Source organism: Porticoccus sp. (genome assembly GCA_023261185.1).
Classification (GTDB): Bacteria; Pseudomonadota; Gammaproteobacteria; order Pseudomonadales; family Porticoccaceae; genus Porticoccus; species Porticoccus litoralis.
On record JALRJN010000103.1, the window covers coordinates 1 to 20,236 of the forward strand.

At 52.6% G+C, this 20,236-nt stretch carries 17 protein-coding genes; 2 read left to right on the forward strand and 15 right to left on the reverse strand.

Annotation, left to right across the window (positions count from 1 at the left end):
* The 5 genes from ACYZYZ_RS09765 to truD all read right to left on the reverse strand — a co-directional run.
* Positions 1-743, reverse strand: a 743-nt coding sequence (locus ACYZYZ_RS09765; RefSeq protein ID WP_461484141.1) for a sigma-70 family RNA polymerase sigma factor, incomplete at its 3' end; no start/stop codon positions are given.
* A gap of 122 nt (positions 744-865) precedes the next feature.
* Positions 866-1,639, reverse strand: coding sequence for a peptidoglycan DD-metalloendopeptidase family protein (locus tag ACYZYZ_RS09770; protein ID WP_461484142.1), 774 nt, complete (start codon positions 1,637-1,639; stop codon positions 866-868).
* 62 nt (positions 1,640-1,701) lie between these two features.
* The gene (locus ACYZYZ_RS09775; RefSeq protein WP_305168990.1) at positions 1,702-2,637 is read right to left on the reverse strand and encodes a DUF368 domain-containing protein; all 936 of its coding nucleotides are present in this window, start codon (positions 2,635-2,637) and stop codon (positions 1,702-1,704) included.
* Positions 2,638-2,653: 16 nt separating this feature from the next.
* A complete protein-coding gene (locus ACYZYZ_RS09780; RefSeq protein WP_305169703.1) occupies positions 2,654-3,295 on the reverse strand; it encodes a protein-L-isoaspartate(D-aspartate) O-methyltransferase in 642 nt (213 codons plus the stop codon).
* A gap of 80 nt (positions 3,296-3,375) precedes the next feature.
* A complete protein-coding gene (gene truD, locus ACYZYZ_RS09785; RefSeq protein WP_461484143.1) occupies positions 3,376-4,392 on the reverse strand; it encodes a tRNA pseudouridine(13) synthase TruD in 1,017 nt (338 codons plus the stop codon).
* Positions 4,393-4,487: 95 nt separating this feature from the next.
* Between truD and ACYZYZ_RS09790 the strand changes: the two genes are divergently transcribed.
* A complete protein-coding gene (locus ACYZYZ_RS09790; protein WP_305168992.1) occupies positions 4,488-5,180 on the forward strand; it encodes a type 1 glutamine amidotransferase in 693 nt (230 codons plus the stop codon).
* A 10-nt stretch (positions 5,181-5,190) separates the two neighbouring features.
* On the opposite strand, the gene ispF is transcribed toward ACYZYZ_RS09790, so the two are convergent.
* The 7 genes from ispF to tilS form a co-directional block, all read right to left on the reverse strand.
* Positions 5,191-5,667: a 2-C-methyl-D-erythritol 2,4-cyclodiphosphate synthase gene (gene ispF / locus ACYZYZ_RS09795; protein WP_305168993.1), complete on the reverse strand. Its 477-nt coding sequence runs from the start codon at positions 5,665-5,667 to the stop codon at positions 5,191-5,193.
* 38 nt (positions 5,668-5,705) lie between these two features.
* Complete coding sequence (ispD, locus tag ACYZYZ_RS09800; protein WP_305168994.1) at positions 5,706-6,419, reverse strand: 2-C-methyl-D-erythritol 4-phosphate cytidylyltransferase; 714 nt, start codon at positions 6,417-6,419, stop codon at positions 5,706-5,708.
* Positions 6,420-6,481: 62 nt separating this feature from the next.
* Entirely contained in the window at positions 6,482-6,763 is a 282-nt protein-coding gene (gene ftsB, locus ACYZYZ_RS09805; RefSeq protein WP_305168995.1) for a cell division protein FtsB, read from the reverse strand.
* Between the two features lie 106 nt (positions 6,764-6,869).
* Positions 6,870-8,159: a phosphopyruvate hydratase gene (gene eno, locus ACYZYZ_RS09810; RefSeq protein ID WP_461484144.1), complete on the reverse strand. Its 1,290-nt coding sequence runs from the start codon at positions 8,157-8,159 to the stop codon at positions 6,870-6,872.
* 71 nt (positions 8,160-8,230) lie between these two features.
* The gene (gene kdsA, locus ACYZYZ_RS09815; RefSeq protein WP_305168997.1) at positions 8,231-9,088 is read right to left on the reverse strand and encodes a 3-deoxy-8-phosphooctulonate synthase; all 858 of its coding nucleotides are present in this window, start codon (positions 9,086-9,088) and stop codon (positions 8,231-8,233) included.
* A 3-nt stretch (positions 9,089-9,091) separates the two neighbouring features.
* On the reverse strand, positions 9,092-10,717 hold the full coding sequence (locus ACYZYZ_RS09820) for a CTP synthase (RefSeq protein ID WP_305168998.1): 1,626 nt from the start codon (positions 10,715-10,717) through the stop codon (positions 9,092-9,094).
* A gap of 183 nt (positions 10,718-10,900) precedes the next feature.
* A complete protein-coding gene (tilS, locus tag ACYZYZ_RS09825; RefSeq protein WP_305168999.1) occupies positions 10,901-12,268 on the reverse strand; it encodes a tRNA lysidine(34) synthetase TilS in 1,368 nt (455 codons plus the stop codon).
* Positions 12,269-12,513: 245 nt separating this feature from the next.
* On the opposite strand from tilS, the gene ACYZYZ_RS09830 reads away from it, so the two are divergent.
* Positions 12,514-13,833 (forward strand): sigma-54-dependent Fis family transcriptional regulator, encoded by a 1,320-nt coding sequence (locus ACYZYZ_RS09830; protein WP_305169000.1) that lies wholly within the window; start codon positions 12,514-12,516, stop codon positions 13,831-13,833.
* A 22-nt stretch (positions 13,834-13,855) separates the two neighbouring features.
* Here ACYZYZ_RS09830 and ACYZYZ_RS09835 read toward each other — a convergent pair whose 3' ends face one another.
* The 3 genes from ACYZYZ_RS09835 to ACYZYZ_RS09845 form a co-directional block, all read right to left on the reverse strand.
* Positions 13,856-14,806, reverse strand: coding sequence for an acetyl-CoA carboxylase carboxyltransferase subunit alpha (locus tag ACYZYZ_RS09835; protein ID WP_461484145.1), 951 nt, complete (start codon positions 14,804-14,806; stop codon positions 13,856-13,858).
* A gap of 113 nt (positions 14,807-14,919) precedes the next feature.
* Positions 14,920-18,414: a DNA polymerase III subunit alpha gene (gene dnaE, locus ACYZYZ_RS09840; RefSeq protein ID WP_305169002.1), complete on the reverse strand. Its 3,495-nt coding sequence runs from the start codon at positions 18,412-18,414 to the stop codon at positions 14,920-14,922.
* 84 nt (positions 18,415-18,498) lie between these two features.
* Positions 18,499-20,022 (reverse strand): wax ester/triacylglycerol synthase family O-acyltransferase, encoded by a 1,524-nt coding sequence (locus tag ACYZYZ_RS09845; RefSeq protein ID WP_461484146.1) that lies wholly within the window; start codon positions 20,020-20,022, stop codon positions 18,499-18,501.
* Positions 20,023-20,236 lie beyond the last annotated feature (214 nt).

Here is a 20,236-nt window from a genome sequence, read left to right on the forward strand (position 1 = left end):
GTCAGCTCTGACAACCAAAGCTCAACCGCGTCATTCATATCCTGATCTTCGACCAGCTCTTCAGGATCACTGGGGTGCTCGTCTGCCAGGGTTTCAACCAGCATGCGATCACCATCTTTGCCCATGGGCACATCAACGGAAGTTACGCGTTCGTTGAGACGCAACATCCGTGAAACATCATCAACGGTTTTGTCCAGAGACTGTGCGATTTCTTCTGCGGTCGGGTCGTGATCCAGCTCTTGCGCAAGACGACGGGATGCCTTGAGGTAGACATTGAGTTCCTTTACCACATGAATGGGCAGACGAATGGTTCGCGTCTGATTCATCAGGGCTCGCTCAACTGATTGGCGAATCCACCAGGTGGCGTAAGTGGAAAAACGGTATCCAAGCTCTGGGTCAAATTTTTCTACCGCCCTCATCAGACCGAGGTTGCCCTCTTCGATCAGGTCCAAAAGAGACAGGCCACGATTGACATAACGCCTCGCAATTTTAACTACCAGACGTAGATTGCTCTCAATCATGCGCTTGCGAGCGGCCTCGTCGCCCTTGGCAATCTTGCGAGCGAAAAAAACCTCTTCTTCGGCAGAAAGCAACGGAGCATAACCAATCTCTTTCAGATAAAGACTGGCCGCATCCAACACCTTTTCCTCTTTCGATGACTCGAAGGACTGCTGAGCATCCTCTTCGCTAGCGTCATCGCTCAGCTCAAAGCCACCCTCTTTTTCGTTATCATCGTCGGACACAAAAACTATTTCCTAGCAATCATCAAAACATCTAAAGTCAAAGGCCCAAAAACAGAGCACAAGACAGGTCAGCACCCAAACTCTGTCAGGAATGTATCACCAAACTCCGTCGTATGACAGCTTCATCGTTTCGGTAAGTAAGCTAGCGGATTCACGGGCTTGCCATCTTTTCGTATCTCGAAATAGAGTCGTTTATTGTTGGCGGGATCACCCCCCACTTCCGCAATTTTCTGTCCCGTTTTCAGAACCTGTCCCTCCTGCACCAGAAGAGTCCGGCAATGAGCATAGGCACTCAGGTAAACCTCACTGTGTTTGACAATCACCAGTCGGCCATAGCCCCGCAGCCCTTCCCCGGAGTAAACCACGATACCGGGCGCTGCTGCCATAACGGCCTGCCCTGGAAGGCTTTGAATATCAATCCCTTTGAACAACGGGTCGCTGTTGTAGGTTTTAGTTACTCGCCCCTCTGTGGGCCATTGCCAGTTCCAGTTTGAAGGTAACGAGGCCGTGGATTTTGGTGGTGGCCGGGTGACTTTTACGGGGGTTTTCGGAGGGACTTCCACCACCTTTGTTTTGGTGGATGTTTTGCTGGAACTAACTGGTGCAGGTTTAGGTGCCACAGAAGTATATCTAGGTGGCGGTATGCGTGTCGTGTCCAGGGTCAACCGCTGTCCACGGTAAATGGTATACGGAGGTCTCAACCCGTTGGCACGGGCCAGTTTGTCCACATCTTTTTCATAACGCCAGGCAATAGCAAACAGGGTTTCACCCTGCGAGACCAGGTGGTAGTCAATTTTTTCACTGGGCGGTGGGGGTCTTTGGCTAATAGGTGCCGGGGGCGGGCTATGGCAAGCAGAGAGCAGAAAAAAACCGGCACACAGGGCAAGCGCTCGCAAGACGAATTTCCGGCACTTCTGCACTGACAAAAATAATTCCCCCTAGCGCGTTACCCCTATTTTCAGAGTTTGCTGCGTCGCCCACCAAGATATTCCAGTCCCAGCACCAGAATCAAGCCAAAGACCATGCACCCTGTCGCAAGAATTGTCTTTGGATCCAGGCCAGTAAGGCGCGCAAACTCAGCTGGCGTTAACAGCCGCGAGGAAAGTACTACTTCCCGACCATGGTTATCCATCATGACTTCCAGGGTTTCACGCCAGGGCCAGACAATCATCAGCGAACCCACCAGGAAGCCGGTGAGAATGGCGATCGTGACGGAGTGATAGCGGTGCAACAACCATGACAGCACCCGGGCAAAGGCCATCAGTCCACACACACAGCCCAGCAGGAATGTAAGGAGTATCTGCCCGTTGAACTCACTCACGGCACCAATCACTACCGGATACATACCTAGCAACAGGAGAATGAAACTACCGGAGACCCCCGGCAATATCATGGCACAGATGGCAAGAGCACCCGAGAAGAACACCACCAGCAAGCCATCGTTACCCTGCACGGGTGGCGCGAATGAGATGGCTGTGGCAATCAGTGACCCGATAATCAGTGCCACCCACTCCTGAAGCCTCAGGTGGGGCAACTGCCGGAAAATATAGATAATGGACGCCACAATCAAACCGAAAAAGAAAGACCAAATCAAAATGGGCTGTGTCAGTAGCAGGTGACTCACGAGTTTCGCCAGCGATGCAATACTTAACAGGACACCGGAAAAAAGCACCAACAGGAAGTTACCATTGATGCTGAGCCAGAAAGCTTTTGGTCCGTCCTTGATAAGTGTTCTAAGCGCGCTTAAGTTGACGCTGCGAATGGAATCCAGAAGCTCTTCGTAAATGCCGCTGATAAAGGCAATGGTCCCGCCTGAAACACCGGGCACCACATCTGCGGCCCCCATGGCCATGCCTTTCAGGAATAGCAATATCCAACGCTTCGCAAACTGCACAGCAATATCAGCCTGATTACCGGGTGGTGCCGCCGAGCAAGGGCACAAAACGCACCTTCTCTACGACACGTTCTTCGAAATTGTTGCTATCCCCTAACCGGGTGATAACGAGAAGTTCCTGCACATCGCCTGGGCCCACGGGGATAACCAGAATCCCGTCTGGCCCTAGCTGATGCAATAATTCTTCTGGCACTACATTGGGCGCAGCAGCACTGAGAATAGCATCATAGGGGGCATATTCCGGCAGTCCGAAACCACCATCACTGTGGGAAAAACGCACATTGCGAAGACCCAAAAGCCTCAACCGCTCCCGGGCTTTATCAATCAACGGTTTGATACGCTCAACACTGTAGACCTGATCCACCAGTTGAGCCAGAACCACAGACTGGTAACCTGACCCCGAACCAATTTCCAGGACTTTCTTCCGCGGCCCCAGGGATAAAAGAATTTCGGTCATGAGGGCCACGATATATGGCTGCGACAGAGTCTGCCCGTAACCAATGGGCAACGCAGTATCTTCGTAGGCACGGTGAGAAAGGGCTTCATCCAGAAACAGGTGACGGGGTGTCATACGCATGACATCCAGTACTCGCTGATTGGTTATACCCTGTTCTTTTAGGCGTTGGATGAGACGTTCACGGGTTCGCTGGGAGGTCATGCCAATACCACCAAGCTCAATCGAATTCACTCCTGCAAACCCCTAATGTCAATCGAAAAACGAACTATACCACAGCGCCCTTATTCCGCCACAGACCAAGACTGCTGCAGGTTTGCCACTTCTCGCAACACGGAAGTGGCAAAACAACCCGGGGGCAGAAAGAAGGCCAGTTCAAGATCAACATCATCACCCTGTACACTACTTTGCCAACACCATTCAAAGCCCTCGGCATGTAAAACCAATGGACGCCGTTCCTGGGATAACCCACTGAATTCCAGCCCGTGACACCAGTCCTGCCACTCCTCGAGGACCTGGGACTCCAGCTGACGCACATCGCCTGGAACCTGGGTTCTTCCCCGCCCCCACAAGGGGCCACTGGGGATCGTTTCATCCGGCATGGGGATATTCCAGTTGTGTCGAGCAACACGCTCCGCAAGAACCAGGTTAAACAGGTAGGACCTTGCCGCAGACAGGTAAAGCCCCCCCATCCCCGCCCCTTTTCTGGTTTTCTTCCTTCGCTGTGACCGCTCGGCAGAGCGCTGCTGCAGGAGCTTGTCGGCCTCGTGCAGGTTTCCGGCTTCCCGGCCAAAGCGCTGCTCGCCGAAATAGTTCGGTACGCCTTCGCGCGCAATGGTTTCCAGGCGGGATGCCAGCACCTGTCTGTCACCCATCAGCTGACGCAAACGAATACGGAAGTGATTACCTGCGTGCATACCACGGCGCAACTTTTTATGGTGACGCGCCATTTTCAGAATCTGACATCCATCCAGCTGGGGAAGCCGTGACAATTGCTGATCCTGCCCTGCCGGTAAATGCACACTGAACCATTGGCGGGTAACAGCCCTACGGTCCTTCAGTCCACAATAACCTACCGCAACATCCTCTACCTCAAAGGCCTCGGCCAGCAAATGGGCAACCCAACGGGTATTCTGCCCCTCCTTTTCTATATAAAGACACAGGTGCTCGCCATCTCCTGAAAGGTCAAAATCCAAAGCCTCCACCACTTGAAAGTCTTCGGGGCTTTCCCGAAAGCGGGCAGTGATATCCGGGCTACCAAAGGCATAGGGAAACGTGAGTGAAAATTGCCTAGTGTTCATAAAATCCTTAGCATTAGCATGCTGTGCAAGTGTACGAGCAGCTACGCCGCTCTCAAAGCCTTAGCTTGGGCATTTCTTTCCGACAGGACTTCCAAATGCGAATTCACTACCTGCAACATGTTGCCTTTGAAGGACTGGGCAGCATGCAGCAATGGTTTATAGACCATGACTTTCAGATCAGTGCCTCACAGCTCTATGCAGGGGAGCCGTTGCCTGAGCTGAGCGATATCGACTGGCTGATCGTCATGGGCGGGCCCATGGGGGTTAATGATGAGCACCTTTACCCTTGGCTGGCAGATGAAAAAACATTCATAAAAAAAGCCATCACATCTGGAAAAATCGTCCTTGGCATCTGCCTCGGCGCTCAATTAATTGCTCAGGTTCTTGGTGCAAAAATAGCGAAAAACCCATACCGCGAAATTGGCTGGTTTCCCCTACAGATTCACGAGGAAGCTGGGCGAACAGTGATCGGCAGAATTCTTCAGACTCATCCCCTGGCATTTCACTGGCACGGCGACAGATTTGATATCCCCAGCGGGGCCATACCCTTAGCGGGAAGCAACGCCTGTGACAATCAGGGGTTTATCTATCAAGAACGAGTCATCGGCCTGCAATTTCACCTGGAGACAACCGCAAAGTCAGCCAGCGACCTCATCGAGCACTGTGGTGACGAACTGGATGGTAGTCATTACGTTCAGGGGGCAGATGACATGCTTTCGCAACCGGAACGGTTTCACACCATTAACCAGTTGATGACTGAAATTCTGGAGGCGTTAAGCCGGGCCTGACCGCTTTGGACTAGGCAACCTTATCCAGCAGCACCACTACCTGTGCAGCAATGCCTTCACCACGACCTTCAAATCCCAGTTTTTCCGTGGTGGTCGCTTTGATATTCAGCTGCTCCGTCCCGCAATTCAGGTCAGCACTGAGATTTTCGCGCATGGCCAATATGTGGGGAGACATTTTCGGGGCCTGGGCGATCAGCGTCATGTCAGCATTGACCAGCGTGAACCCTTGGTCGGCAATCAGGGCTTGGACATGCCGCAGCAGCTCACGGCTATCTATGCCACGATAGGCCGAATCTGTATCAGGAAAATGCTGACCAATATCACCTAGGGCAGCGGCACCCAGCAAGGCATCACACAGCGCATGAATCAGCACGTCTCCATCGGAATGAGCCACCAGTCCGCGGGAAAAAGGTATGGTCACGCCACCAATAACAATGGCGTCGCCTTCGCCGAAGGCGTGAACATCATAACCCTGGCCTATTCTCATTGTTCGGTCCTCTGCTCAGCAGTCAGCTCAGTTGCCTATTAGTCGCACTGCACCACTTCGGTCTTCTGCTGATATTTCAGAATAGCCTCAGCAATTTCAAGATCTTCCTGCCGGGTAATTTTGATATTGTCACGGCTACCTTCGACCACCATGGGGGTGTGACCCAGGCGCTCAACAGCAGCAGACTCATCCGTCGGTTGCCACCCTTGGCGAACCGCTGTATTCAAGCTCCAGCTTAGCATCCCGTATCGAAACATCTGCGGCGTCTGCGCCAACCAAAGTTTGTTACGATCTTCGGTACCCGCAATATCATCACCCTGCTCGACCCGCTTGACAGTGTCGCTCACAGGTACGGCCAGAACACCGCCTACCCGATGATCCTCCAGAGACTGCATCAGGTGCTGGACTTCCGCGACACGAACACAAGGTCTTGCCACATCGTGAACCAGTATCCAGTCATCAGTGTGTGCTTCCCGGGTCAGGCACTCCAGTGCAAGACGCACAGAATCTGCTCGCTCTTTACCACCGTGGACAGTACGAATACGAGGGTGATCGAATACAGCCAGTTGTTGCCAATAGGTATCATTGGGATGAACCGCCACCACGACAATCGCGTCGTTTACTGCCAACAAACGCTCCAGAGTGTGTTCAACGACGGTCTTTCCCGCCAGAGACTGGTACTGCTTTGGAACTGGAGCTCCAAAACGACTGCCGACACCCGCAGCGGGCACGATGATCCATCTGGCGGTCATATCATAAGCTCCAGCAAGTTACGGTAGGCATTCTGTAGAGGGGCATAACACGGCCAGTTGGTTCATTGATCCTCAGGCTCCACCACCATAAAAAATGTTTCTCCTTCCTTGATCATGCCCAAATCGGTCCTTGCACGCTCTTCGATACTTTCAACGCCTTCTTTGAGATCGACCACCTCACTGACCAGCGTCTGGTTGCGTTGCCGCAGTGTTTCGTTCTGCGCTTCCTGCTCGGCCACTTCTCGCTCCAAGGTCAACTTTTTGGCAAGCCCACCCTCTCCCAGCCACAGTTGGTACTGAAAGAAAAGCAACAGCAGCAAAAGACCAATCATCAACCAGCGCATGGGGCGATTTTACCGAAGTCACCTACTAACGTCAGCGGACAAAACAATGCTCTAGCCAAAACCATCGGGGGCGGCCAATGGCCGCCCCCGCTGAAAATTTGTCTGATCAGGACTTGAACTCCGCCCTGCCCCGGTAGGGTGCCAGCCCCCCCAGTTCAGCTTCAATGCGCAGCAGGCGGTTGTACTTGGCAACCCGGTCTGAACGGCACAGCGACCCGGTTTTGATCTGGCCTGCTGCAGTCGCCACGGCCAGGTCTGCAATGGTGGTATCTTCGGTTTCTCCGGATCGGTGTGAAATCACCGCGGTGTAACCGGCGTCCTTGGCCATTTTAATCGCATCAAGGGTCTCAGAGAGCGAGCCAATCTGATTGAACTTGATCAAAATGGAGTTGGCCACGCCCATCTCAATACCCTTCTTGAGAATCTTTGTGTTGGTGACAAACAGGTCGTCACCCACCAATTGAACTCTGTGACCTAATTTTTCTGTCTGGTATTTCCAACCATCCCAATCAGATTCGTCCTGGCCATCCTCAATGGAAATAATCGGATACTGGTCGCAAAGCTCCGCCAGAAAATCACTGAAGCCCTCGGACGAGTAGACCTTGCCTTCGCCTGCCAGATCGTACTGGCCATCCTTGTAAAACTCGGAAGATGCACAATCCAGAGCCAGGGTAATATCCTCTCCCAGCTTATAACCTGCAGCTTCAACTGCTTTCTGAATCACTGCCAGCGCCTCGGCATTAGAAGAAAGATTAGGAGCAAAACCACCTTCATCACCCACTGCTGTATTCAGGCCTTGACTACTCAGCACCTTTTTCAGTGAGTGGAAGATTTCCGCCCCCATACGCAGAGCCTCGGCGAAAGATTTAGCCGATACCGGCTGCACCATGAACTCCTGGATATCGACGTTGTTATCAGCGTGCTCACCACCATTGAGAATATTCATCATGGGAACGGGCATGCTGTAATTTCCCGAAGTGCCATTGATATCGGCAATATGGGCATAGAGGGGAACGCCCCGGGATTTTGCTGCAGCTTTAGCGGTCGCCAGAGAAACCGCCAGAATCGCGTTGGCCCCATATTTTGATTTGTTTTCAGTCGCATCCGCAGCAATCATGGAGTTATCGATATCACGCTGTTCAAGGGCATTTTTTCCCAACAACAATGAACGTATTTCGGTATTGATATTCTCAACGGCTTTTAGCACGCCTTTACCCAGATACCGTGACTTATCGCCATCACGCAACTCCAGAGCTTCCCGGGACCCGGTAGATGCGCCGGATGGGGCACAGGCAGTACCCACACTGCCATCTTCCAGTATCACGTCTGCTTCTACGGTCGGGTTACCCCTGGAATCCAGCACTTCATAAGCGCGGATGTCGATAATGTTGGACATTTAGTTCTCCCTCAAATACCGGCAGCGGCCGAGAGTAAAGGCCACTGCCATTCTAAAATTTCGACCACTACTCAGCAGATAGACAACTCTGGCTGAGACTTAATCAGTTCATCAATCGCCTTCATTTGTGACAGGAACGGTTCCAGCACATCCAAAGGCAAGGCACTGGGACCATCACATCTTGCCTGATCCGGTTGCGGGTGGGCCTCAAGGAAAAGACCGGCCAAACCTACGGCCATTCCGGCCCGGGCCAGCTCCGCCACCTGGTGACGACGCCCTCCGGACGCAGCGCCCATCGGGTCACGACACTGTAGCGCATGTGTCACATCGAAAATCAGGGGCAAGCCGCCACTGATCTCTTTCATGGTTCTGAAACCCAGCATATCCACGATCAGATTGTCGTAACCGAAATTCGCACCACGCTCGCACAGCATGACCTGGTCATTTCCACACTCACGGAACTTGTCGACAATATTCCCCATCTGGGACGGGCTGAGAAACTGGGGTTTTTTGACATTGATCACCGCGCCGGTTTCCGCCATCGCCTTGACCAGGTCTGTCTGGCGGGCCAGAAAAGCCGGCAACTGAAGCACGTCACAGATTTCAGCAACCGGTTGAGCCTGTTCGATCTCATGCACATCCGTGATCACTGGAATGGCAAATGTCTTTTTGATTTCTTCGAAGATTTTTAATCCGGCTTCCATCCCGGGGCCACGGTAGGAATGAATTGAGGAGCGATTGGCCTTGTCAAAGGAAGCCTTGAAAACATAGGGAATACCCAGACGCGAGGTAACTTCAACATAATGCTCTGCCACACGCATCGCCATATCGCGGGATTCAAGGACATTCATCCCACCAAAAAGGACAAAAGGCCGGTCATTGGCGACAGCAATGCCGCTGACATCAATAGCAACGCTGGGGGTGGTCACGGATCAGTCCTCCGCTGTATGTTTCAGGGCTGCCTTGACGAAACTGCTGAACAGCGGGTGTCCATTACGCGGAGTCGACGTGAATTCCGGGTGGAACTGACAGGCAAAAAACCAGGGGTGCCCAGGTATTTCAATGGTCTCGACCAGCGTCTTGCTTTCGGACCAGCCACCGACTCTCATACCACCCTGTTCCAGTTGGGGAACATATTTATTATTGACTTCATAACGATGACGGTGACGCTCCAGGATGACATCAGAACCATAGATGTCATGGGCCATGGTGCCTTCCACAAGATAGCTGTTCTGTGCACCCAGACGCATGGTGCCCCCGAGGTCAGATTCCTCTGTGCGGGTTTCAACGCTGCCATCGATATCAACCCACTCGGTAATCAGTCCGATCACCGGGTACGGGGTCTTCTGGTCAAACTCGGTGCTGTTGGCAGCTTCCATACCGCAGACATTGCGGGCAAATTCAATCATCGCCACCTGCATACCCAAACAGATACCCAGGTAAGGGATGTTGTTAACACGAGCATGCTTGACTGCTTTGATTTTCCCCTCAACGCCGCGTACACCGAAGCCTCCGGGTACCAGAATGCCATCAACACCCGAAAGCAGTGACATATCCGCTTCGAGATCCTCGGAATCAATGTAGCGCACATTAACTTTAGTCTGATGGCGAATACCGGCATGCATCAGCGCTTCATTGAGCGATTTGTAGGCGTCCAGCAGCTCCATGTACTTGCCAACCATAGCAATGGTGACCTGGTGTTGCGGGTTCAGCTGGTTCTCCACTACCCAGTCCCAGGCACTGAGATCAGCCTCTCTGTACTCCAGGTGCAGCTTTTCCATCACGATCCGGTCGAGGCCACGTTTCTGCAGGTCACGGGGGATAGCGTAGATGGTTCGAGCATCGAGCAAGGGCACGACGGCGCGCTCCTCGACATTGGTAAAGAGGGCAATTTTCTTGCGCTGACCTTCATCCAGCTCCACTTCAGAGCGGCAAAGCAGAATGTCAGGCAACAGACCGATGGATCTTAATTCTTTGACCGAGTGTTGAGTCGGTTTTGTCTTGGTTTCCCCGGCAGTGGCAATGTAGGGAATAAGCGTCAGGTGAATCAGCAAAGACCGTGATGACCCAAGTTCCAGCTTTAACTGCCGGATAGCCTCAAGAAAAGGCTGGGACTCAATATCACCCACTGTACCGCCAACTTCGACAATGGCCACATCGTAACCTTTTCCGCCAGCCAGTACCCGACGCTTAATTTCGTCGGTCACATGGGGGATCACCTGTACGGTACCGCCCAGATAATCACCGCGGCGCTCACGACGCAGAATGGTTTCGTAAACTTTGCCACTGGTGAAGTTGTTGAGCTTTCTCATCTTGGAAGAGAGGAAGCGCTCATAGTGACCCAGATCCAGATCTGTTTCAGCACCGTCTTCGGTGACAAAAACCTCACCGTGCTGGAAAGGACTCATGGTCCCCGGATCAACGTTCAGATATGGATCGAGCTTGAGAATGGTGACACTCAAACCGTGGGCTTCAAGAATGGAGCCAAGTGACGCCGAGGCGATGCCTTTACCCAGTGAAGATACAACACCGCCCGTAACGAAAATATAACGTGTCATCTAGACCCTTCCGAACACTTTGAATACTACTTTTTAAAATGCCGAACCCACGCCTTAAATCAAGGCATGTTACTGATAAATCATGAAAAATTGGCTACGGGTAAGGAATACTTAAGACCGGCGCCCATCCGCTTCAAGATGGGATGCCAGACTACCAGAAAGGGGCTCCCCGCTCAATGCGAATTACTCGGGATAAGACCAATTTATCGTCACACCTTCCTGCCCGGGCGTTGCCGAAAACCCCTCACAAACCCAAAGATCTGCCACCGCCACCAGTTCACCATGGAGATAAATCAGTGGCACACGATCCCGCAGCCACGGCTCAAGACCATACTCCTGAAACAGAATTTTTAAGTTGTTCGAGCCCTGGCGACCTTGTGGCCGGCATCGTTCCCCGCCCCGACGAAAGCGTACTTCCAGCAAAGCATCGTCCGGGTGAGATAACCCCTCCCCCGTCGCTACTCTACTGAAAAGAGCGCTCTTATCTGGCAGAACCAGCGGCTCACTCACATCCCAGAAGAATGGCTCATCAGTTTCCGGTAACCCAGGCTGAATAGGTAACAGATAGAGCCTGTGTTGATAGCGACGCAGTTGCGCACCTCCCCAGGTGATCTGAGGAGAGCCATCATTTCTGGCAGGTAACAATTCTTCTCGTAGCGCCGTCATCACCTGGTGACCTGGCCGCGGAATATCGTGTTGTGCCAACCAGTACCGCAACAGGTTTCCCTGTCGCAGGCTATCAAACCCCTGAAACGAGTCGATACAAATGCTCCAACCTAACCGCTCGGACCGCTCACCCACAGTCATCAGATCCTGAGAGGCCAATTCATCCACTAGCTGCTCATTGTCTCGACACAGAGCTGCACTTGTCGCAATACGGGACGTATAGTCAGGCCAGCGGTCAGCCAGGTTTGGAATCACCTGGTGACGAATGTAATTGCGGTCATATTCAAGCTGCTCATTGCTCTCATCCTCAATCCAAGAAAGGCCTGTTGAGAGCGCATAATCCTGTAATTCCTGACGGGTAAACCTCAATAACGGGCGCAGTAATTCCCCATGGCCCAGTGGCCGACTAATCGGAATACCGCTCAGCCCCAAAGGCCCACTCCCACGCAGCAAACGATAGAGGACAGTTTCCGCCTGATCATCGGCATGGTGGGCCAACAGGATCAACCCACCATCATCCAGGTAGCGTTCAAACACCTGGTAGCGGGCATCACGGGCGGCGGCTTCCAGCCCCTGACCCGCCGTTTCAACCTGCACCGTTTCAGATATCAGTGTGACACCCTGCTCACGACAGACCTGTTGGCAATGTTGCTGCCAGGCGTCAGCGTTTGGCGATAGCTGATGGTTAACATGGATCGCGATGACGTTCTCTTCACCCAGTATTTCCACCACACTGTGAAGCAATACATGGGAGTCGAGGCCCCCGCTGTAGCCAACATAGCAATGACTTGCCTGTTGCAGTCGAGGCAGAAAGGTAATGATCTGATCCGGGGTATAGGCCATGGGCTCAAAAACCAATAAGAGGCCGTAAAGTATAACTTGCACACATCAAGAACAAACAATGTTTGCGAAGCTACATCACCTCAAACAGAGCACTAAAATCATCAGTACAAGCCACTTAGAATATGAGTGGTCCTAAGGCACGACAAACTGGCTATTTTTGTGACGTTATTGACATTTAGGTGTCTATACTTTTAGGTAACGGACGTAGCGGGAGAATGATCGGTCAATTAATACTAACAAGTAGTTGCCGATAGATTACATCATGGTAGTCATACCGGGAGGTATCGATGCCTATCAACAAATCCGGTGGAGCCGACAACAAAGTCCCGAAAAAAGGGGCTTTAACTCTGGAGGCACTCCAGGAGGAAAATGACTTCTACCGGGGTAGAGGCGGGATCAGTGAAGAAAACCGTTCCTATGGTTACAAACCCGCTTTTTACGATATGGAAAGTGGCGTGGTTTACCCGTCAAAATTTGCCAATGGCCACGAAGCCCCCATGCATGTACTGGACGGACTTCCGGACGATGTGGTCGCGACCCGCCTCAACGATGGCAAGGTGACAGCGGTCCGCCCGGGAGTTATTTCCGGCTTCATGCAACGAGGACATTTCTATACTCGCGAACAGGCCGCTCTGGCCACCAGCCAATTGCGCGACCGTACCCAGATGCTCAGTGATCCCCAGCAACATAACCAACTGCTGGATGCCTGGGAAAAATTTCTTGTTGATGAGGACTATCCCGGGGATTTGATCCGCCCGGTGGTGGGTGACTCCTGGCGGCGCTGTTACCAGTCCCAGACAGACCCTGAGTTACAGTATGCGCCGATCATCTCTGACACAGAACAGTTAAACCAGCGTCGCACGCTTCAGGCAGACCTGATGAAGGCTGCCAATCCCATCTTGCAGCGGGCATCGCAGGTACTGTTCCGCACAGACAGTCTAATTCTACTGGCAGATGCCGACGGACTGATTCTTGACGCAAAAGCGGATGATGCCGTACTGAGCCAAGCCAGAGATATCAACCTGATCCAAGGTGGTGTCTGGAACGAAACAACTGCGGGCACCAACGCCATTGGCACAGCACTGGCTGCTGCGGAACCGGTTCAGCTTTATGGAGCTGAGCACTTCTGTGCAGGGATCAAACACTGGACCTGCTCTGCCGATGTCATCCGCGACCCCCACGATGGAAAGGTTCTGGGTGCAGTGGATTTATCAGGTCTCACGGACACCTACCAGAGCAATGCCCTGGATTTTGCCATCATGGCAGCACGGTTGATTGAATCTAATCTGGCAAAGGATTACTTCTATTCCAGACAACAGGTGATTGAAGCAACGCGTTCCATGTTCGTGGGATGGAAAACCGAGGGGCTCCTGGCATTTGACCGCCGAGGCCGACTGGTTAGAGCCAATCAACATGCCCATCAAACGCTGAAGCAATTGGGAGCCGATCTAGTGGTGAGCCCCCAGTGTCGCCTGCCGGCACTGGACGTCGACTTACCCTTGGCGTCAGCCAACGCCCCCGCATGGCTTCAGCAACAGCTTACTCTGCCAATTGAGTTAAAAAACCAGCGCGTAGGAACATTGGTCGTGTTATCCGCCCAGCATTAGCGGGCGGCATGGGGAAATTAATCTAGGCGTTGCCGTAAGTTATCAAGCGCTGATATCGCTTTTCCAGCAGCTCATCAATCGGTCCAGCCTGCAACTGCTCCAATTGGGCTGAGAGCCGCTCCCTCAAAGTGGCAGACATTGCTTCAATATCGCGATGGGCACCGCCCAAAGGTTCAGGAATAGTTTCGTCAACAATACCCAGATCCTGCAGCACGGAAGACGTCACACCCATTGCTTCGGCAGCATCTGGTGCCTTTTCAGTGGTTTTCCAGATAATGTTTGCGCAACCTTCCGGGGATATCACGAAATACGTCGCATATTGGAGCATGTTCAGATAGTCGCCGACGCCGATAGCCAGCGCGCCACCAGAACTGCCTTCGCCGATAACGGTGCATATAATGGGCGTTTTCAACCGCGACATGACCGCCAGGTTTTGTGCGATGGCTTCGCTGATACCTCGCTCTTCGGAGTCGATGCCGGGGTAGGCTCCGGGGGTGTCGATTAGTGTCAACACCGGCATTTTGAAGCGTTCCGCCATTTCCATCAGGCGCATGGCTTTACGGTAGCCTTCCGGCTTGGGCATGCCAAAGTTGCGGTAGACCTTATCGGTGACACCGCGGCCTTTTTCCTCGCAGATAACCATCACGGGTTTGCCATTGAGGCGAGCCACACCGCCGACAATGGCCTTGTCATCACCAAAATGGCGATCACCGTGCAGCTCCTCAAAATCGGTAAATACCCGCTCGATGTAATCCATCGAGTAGGGGCGCTGAGGATGACGGGCTACCTGTACGATTTGCCAGGATGACAGGTCAGCATAAATCTTTTGTGTCAGCTTCTGGCTTTTATCCCGCAGCTTGGCCACCTCATCGGTAATGTTGACTTCATTGTCGTTACCGACCAGTTGCAGCTCTTCAATTTTCGCTTCAAGTTCTGCAATGGGTTGCTCAAAATCGAGATAATTCAGATTCATAGGGCCACATATCCACAGTGTTATAGAAACATCTCACCTCCACTTGGAGGGAAGGCCAATTGTACTGACAGCGCTGACGAATTCCTACCCGCAATCGGGCCTGTTAACAGGCACTAAAACCTTAACTGGACACCTGAGCTGCCAAACAACTCGCGCAGTTTGTGCAGCAAATCATCATCCGGGGCTACGGACCACTGCTCTCCCAGTGCGATTTCACCTTTGGCACTGTCGGTATGATAGAGAATCCGCACCGGGCAACTGCCCTGCTGATAGGGCAACATAATATCTGCCATCTGCTCGAGCCAACTGCCACTGAGCTTATCCCGATGAATTTTGATAGCAATACTCTTCAGGTAATTAGCTCTGGCTTCGAAGAGGCTGCGCACAGAATCTGCGCGCATTTTCAGGCCGCCGGTATAGTCATCCTCTGATATCTGACCCTCCACCACCAGCAAGGCATCCTTCTCTATCTTGTCCCGGTGTTCGCGGAAAATATCTGCAAACACGGCAACTTCAATACGTGCACTGCGATCGTCGAGAGTCATCACCGCCATGTTATCGCCGCGTTTGGTTTTAATGACGCGCATTCCAACCACGAGACCTGCCACCAACTGCGCTTTTTTATCCGGTTTCAAGTCGACGATGCGAGCGCCGACAAAATGTTTTAACTCTTCCAGGTACTCATCGACTGGGTGTCCTGTGAGGTACAGGCCCAATGTATCCTTCTCACCCCTGAGACGTTCCTTGGCGGTCAGGCTGCGCTGCCGTTGAAAAGACTGATAACCGATTTCGGGGGCGCTTTCCTGAGGCGTCGATCCAAACAGATCCGACATGCCGCAATCAGTATTTCGCGTGTGCTGCTCTGCCATTTTGACCGCCTCCTCCATGGCCGCCAGCATCACCGCCCGTCGATATCCAATTTCTCCGTCCGGGCCGATGGTATCCAGCGCTCCAGAGCGAATCAGCGCCTCAAGGGCGCGCTTGTTGACCCGATGGGCATCAACCCTGGCGCAAAAATCAAACAGATCTGAGAATCCCCCCCCCGTTTCCCGGGCAGCAATAATACTGTTCACCGGACCCTCGCCGAGGCCCTTGATGGCACCCAGGCCATAAATCACCTCGCCCTCTGGGGACACAGTAAACATAAACTGACCGCGATTGACGTCAGGTGGTAACAGCGCCAGGTTCATGGAGCGGCATTCTTCAGTCAGGGTGACCACCTTGTCGGTATTCTGCATATCCGCCGACAACACTGCGGCCATAAATTCTGCAGGATAATGTTGCTTTAACCAGGCCGTCTGGTAGGCCAGCAATGCATAGGCCGCCGAATGCGATTTGTTAAAACCGTAGCCGGCAAATTTTTCTACCAGATCAAAAATTTTAATAGCCAGATCTGGATCTACACCCTGTTCTTTTGCACCATCTTCAAAGATTTCACGCTGCTTCGCCATTTCCTCGGGTTTTTTCTTACCCATCGCCCGGCGCAACATATCTGCACCACCGAGGGTATACCCCGCCAGCACCTGAGCGATCTGCATGACCTGTTCCTGATAGACGATGACACCGTAGGTGGGCTCCAGGACTGGCTTGAGACTCCCATGTTGAAATTTGGAGTCCGGGTACGCCACTTCAGCACGCCCGTGTTTGCGGTTGATAAAGTCATCCACCATGCCGGATTGCAGGGGACCCGGTCGAAACAACGCCACCAGCGCCACAATATCCTCAAAGCAGCTTGGCTCAACGCGCTTGATCAAATCCTTCATGCCACGGGATTCCAACTGGAACACCGCGGTGGTTTCAGCTCGCTGCATCAGACCATAGGTGGCAGGATCATCGAGCGGAATAGCCTCTAGCTCGATTTTTTCCTCTGCATCCTCACCCACACGATCATTCACCATCTTTACTGCCCAGTCGATGATGGTCAGCGTGCGCAAGCCGAGAAAATCGAACTTCACCAGGCCCGCCTGTTCAACATCATCCTTGTCAAACTGAGTGACGAGGCCCTCACCCGTCTCATCACAATACAGCGGCGCGAAATCCGTCAGCGTGGTCGGAGCGATGACCACACCACCCGCATGTTTGCCGACGTTTCGGGTAATGCCCTCAAGTTGCAGGGCCATTTCCCAAATCTCCTGAGCTTCTTCATCCGTGTCCAGGAATTCTTTCAGCACTTCTTCCTGGGCAACGGCTTTCTCGAGAGTCATGCCAATATCCGGCGGAATCATTTTCGAAAGCTTGTCCGCCAGACCATAGGATTTACCCTGTACCCTGGCAACATCACGCACCACCGCTTTGGCCGCCATGGTGCCGAAGGTAATAATCTGGGAAACAGCATCACGGCCGTAACGATCAGCCACGTAAGCAATTACCCGATCCCGGTTGTCCATGCAGAAATCAATATCGAAATCGGGCATTGATACCCGCTCCGGGTTGAGAAAGCGCTCAAACAGCAGGTCATATTCCAAAGGGTCCAGATCCGTAATACCCAACGCATAGGCCACCAGAGAGCCAGCCCCCGAACCCCGGCCTGGCCCAACGGGAATATCGTTATTTTTGGCCCAGCGGATAAAGTCCATCACAATCAGGAAGTAACCGGGGAATCCCATCTGGATAATGATATCCAGCTCAAAACGCAATCGATCCAGGTAAACCTGACGTTGCTGCTCGTAGTCTTCGGCAGCGTCATCTAGCAGCGTCAACAATCGCTCTTCCAGTCCTTCCCAGGAGACCTTCTCGAAATAACTGTCAGTTGTCATGCCCTCCGGGATCGGATATTCCGGCAGAAAATATTCACCCAGTTTGAGTTCCAGATTGCAGCGCCGGGCAATTTCGACAGAATTTTCCAGCGCCTCGGGGATATCACTGAACAATTCCAGCATCTCTTCCGGTGAACGCAGATACTGCTGATCGCTATATCTCCGCTCCCGACGGGGATCGTCCAAGACCCGCCCTTCCCCAATGCAAACCCTGGCCTCGTGGGCCTCAAATTGATCAACACTGAGAAAGCGCACATCGTTGGTGGCTACAACGGGGCAATCGGTATCAGCCGCCAGGGAAACTGCCCGGTGGATGTAGCTTTCTTCCCCCATTCTCCCCGTACGTGTTAATTCAAGATAAAAGCGACCGGGAAACTCATCTTGCCATTGCGACAAAAGCTGTTTTGCCTGTGACGTTTTATCACCCAGAAGGGCCTGACCAACATCACTGAATCGCCCGGCAAGCACAATCAGCCCCTTGGCAGCTTCAGTGATCCAGTCACGGCGAATATACGGTTTACCCTGAATCTGCCCTTCCTGGTAGGCCCGGGAGATAAGGTTGGTCAGGTTGCGGTAACCCTGCTGATCCATCACCAGAAAAGTGAGATTAAACGTAGCGTCATCCGGCAGATCACCAGCCACTTCAAGGTCGGCACCGCAGATCGGTTTGATGCCCGCACCCTGTGCCGCCTTGTAAAACTTCACCAGGCCATAAAAGTTACACACATCCGTTAATGCCACCGCTGGCATGGATAACTCGGAGATAGTTTTTACCAGGGGTTTAAGACGCACAATGCCGTCGACCAGTGAATATTCACTGTGCACACGTAAGTGAACAAAAGATGGTTTCATAGAACTCTACAATGCTTGAATGGGAAAGTTGGTCAGTGTCGACTGACCACTCATTGAGGCCATATACACCTTTTCCCCTACGGGTTATCCGGCCTTACGTGGTCTTCCCCGGCTACCGCCCGGAGTTCGCTTTGCCGTTTTTGGGATGCGAACTTTATGGATTACTTCCCCTTCCGCACCTTCACACTGGTTGGCGGCAGCACATTTCAGCTCGGCAAATGAGCGTTCCCAGCAGGCTTCCATGAACTCCGGATCAGGGAGTGCGTCGCGATCAGACTGAAACGAGACGCTGATGCGGCCATTGTAGCTGACTGCGTTAAACATCAGGGTCAAACCCTCGACCAGCGGAGCCAACGCAGAAACATACAGCAACTTGGCACCCCGCATGTACAGGGGCATTTGCGGGCCGGGCACATTGGTGAGCACGCAATTACCTATAGCAGCCAGGGTCTTTCGTGACAGGTGACTATGGGTGGCAACACCAATGCCCAGCGCCAGAGTAAAAGACGGCATATGCTTGGTAATATCCGTCATGTCCTTGGCCCCATGGGCATTTTCCAGTGCCGCACTGGTAGAGGTATCCCATTGAATGGCTTCGAGACGCTCCAGAGGATCTGCAACCTGGCTGTGAATGGGTGGCGTCATCACCGCCATGGTCTCAGCATTCGGCTTGCCTTTTGTGTCCTGGCGAACAGGCACAATTGCCCGCAGGGAATGAAAGGGCAGCTCGTCTTTATCCTGAAGATAGTAATGAAGCGCGCCGCCACACAAAGCCAGCAACACATCATTGATGGTTGCCCCTCTCACCGCGTTTTTAATCAGCTTGAGCTCTTCAAAGTCCCACTCGACACCGCCAAATACCCGGTGGGGTGAGACATGATCGTTATTGAAGCGGGTCTCCGGCCTGACGATAGTCGCTTCTGGCTCCATATCTCTGTTGCGTGCTTTTGCCAGTAATCGTTTGCCAATGGAGGGGATGGCATTAATCATGTCAAACCCGGTTTCAAAGCTGTGTTTGTAATTATTCAGCAACGTATTGACGATCAGGTCCTTAACCGGTGGTTTTGGTTCTGGTGTCCAAGCCTGCTCACCAATACCCACATCCGGTTCCGGCGTTTTATCATGAAAGCGACTAGCCAGATCAATAACTGCAGCACCATCCATTGCACAGTGATGCACCTTGGTAAACACGGCAAAGGAACCCTTAGGTAGCCAGGAGATATTATCCAGCCCCTCAATAACATAGGTTTCCCATAAGGGTTTTGACATATCCAGAGGGCGGGAGTGAAGCCTCGACACCAGGATGGAAAACTGTCGCCAGTCTCCAGGTTTCGGCAAAGCCAGGTGGCGGACGTGGTATTCGAGATCAAAGTTTTCATCATCGACCCAGTAGGGATGGTCAATATCGAAAGGCATGCGCATCAGCTTGGAGCGAAAGACGTGGGAAATATGCAGTCTTTCCCGAATATGGCCGAGAATACTTTTAAAGCGGACTTGCTTACCGGGTGCAGTCGATTGATCGTAGATATAGAGCAGCCCTAAGTGGCCAGGTGTAGAAGGGGTTTCGGCATAAAGGTAGACAGCGTCTTGGCCATTAAGCTGTTTCATAAGCATTCCTACAGTGAGCGTAGAGACCTTGCGCCACCAGACACTACTGAAATGGCCACACAGGTTCCTGATGATGTTTATGATCCCTTCTGTTTGGCCCTGAAAAGTCTCTGGCCAACCATCTCGAACAAGGGGAATTTAATAGTCCCTAGCATAGCAAACTCTATCCTAGATGATAGTCGTCGGCTGTCACGAAAAAATATTCTTAAAAATA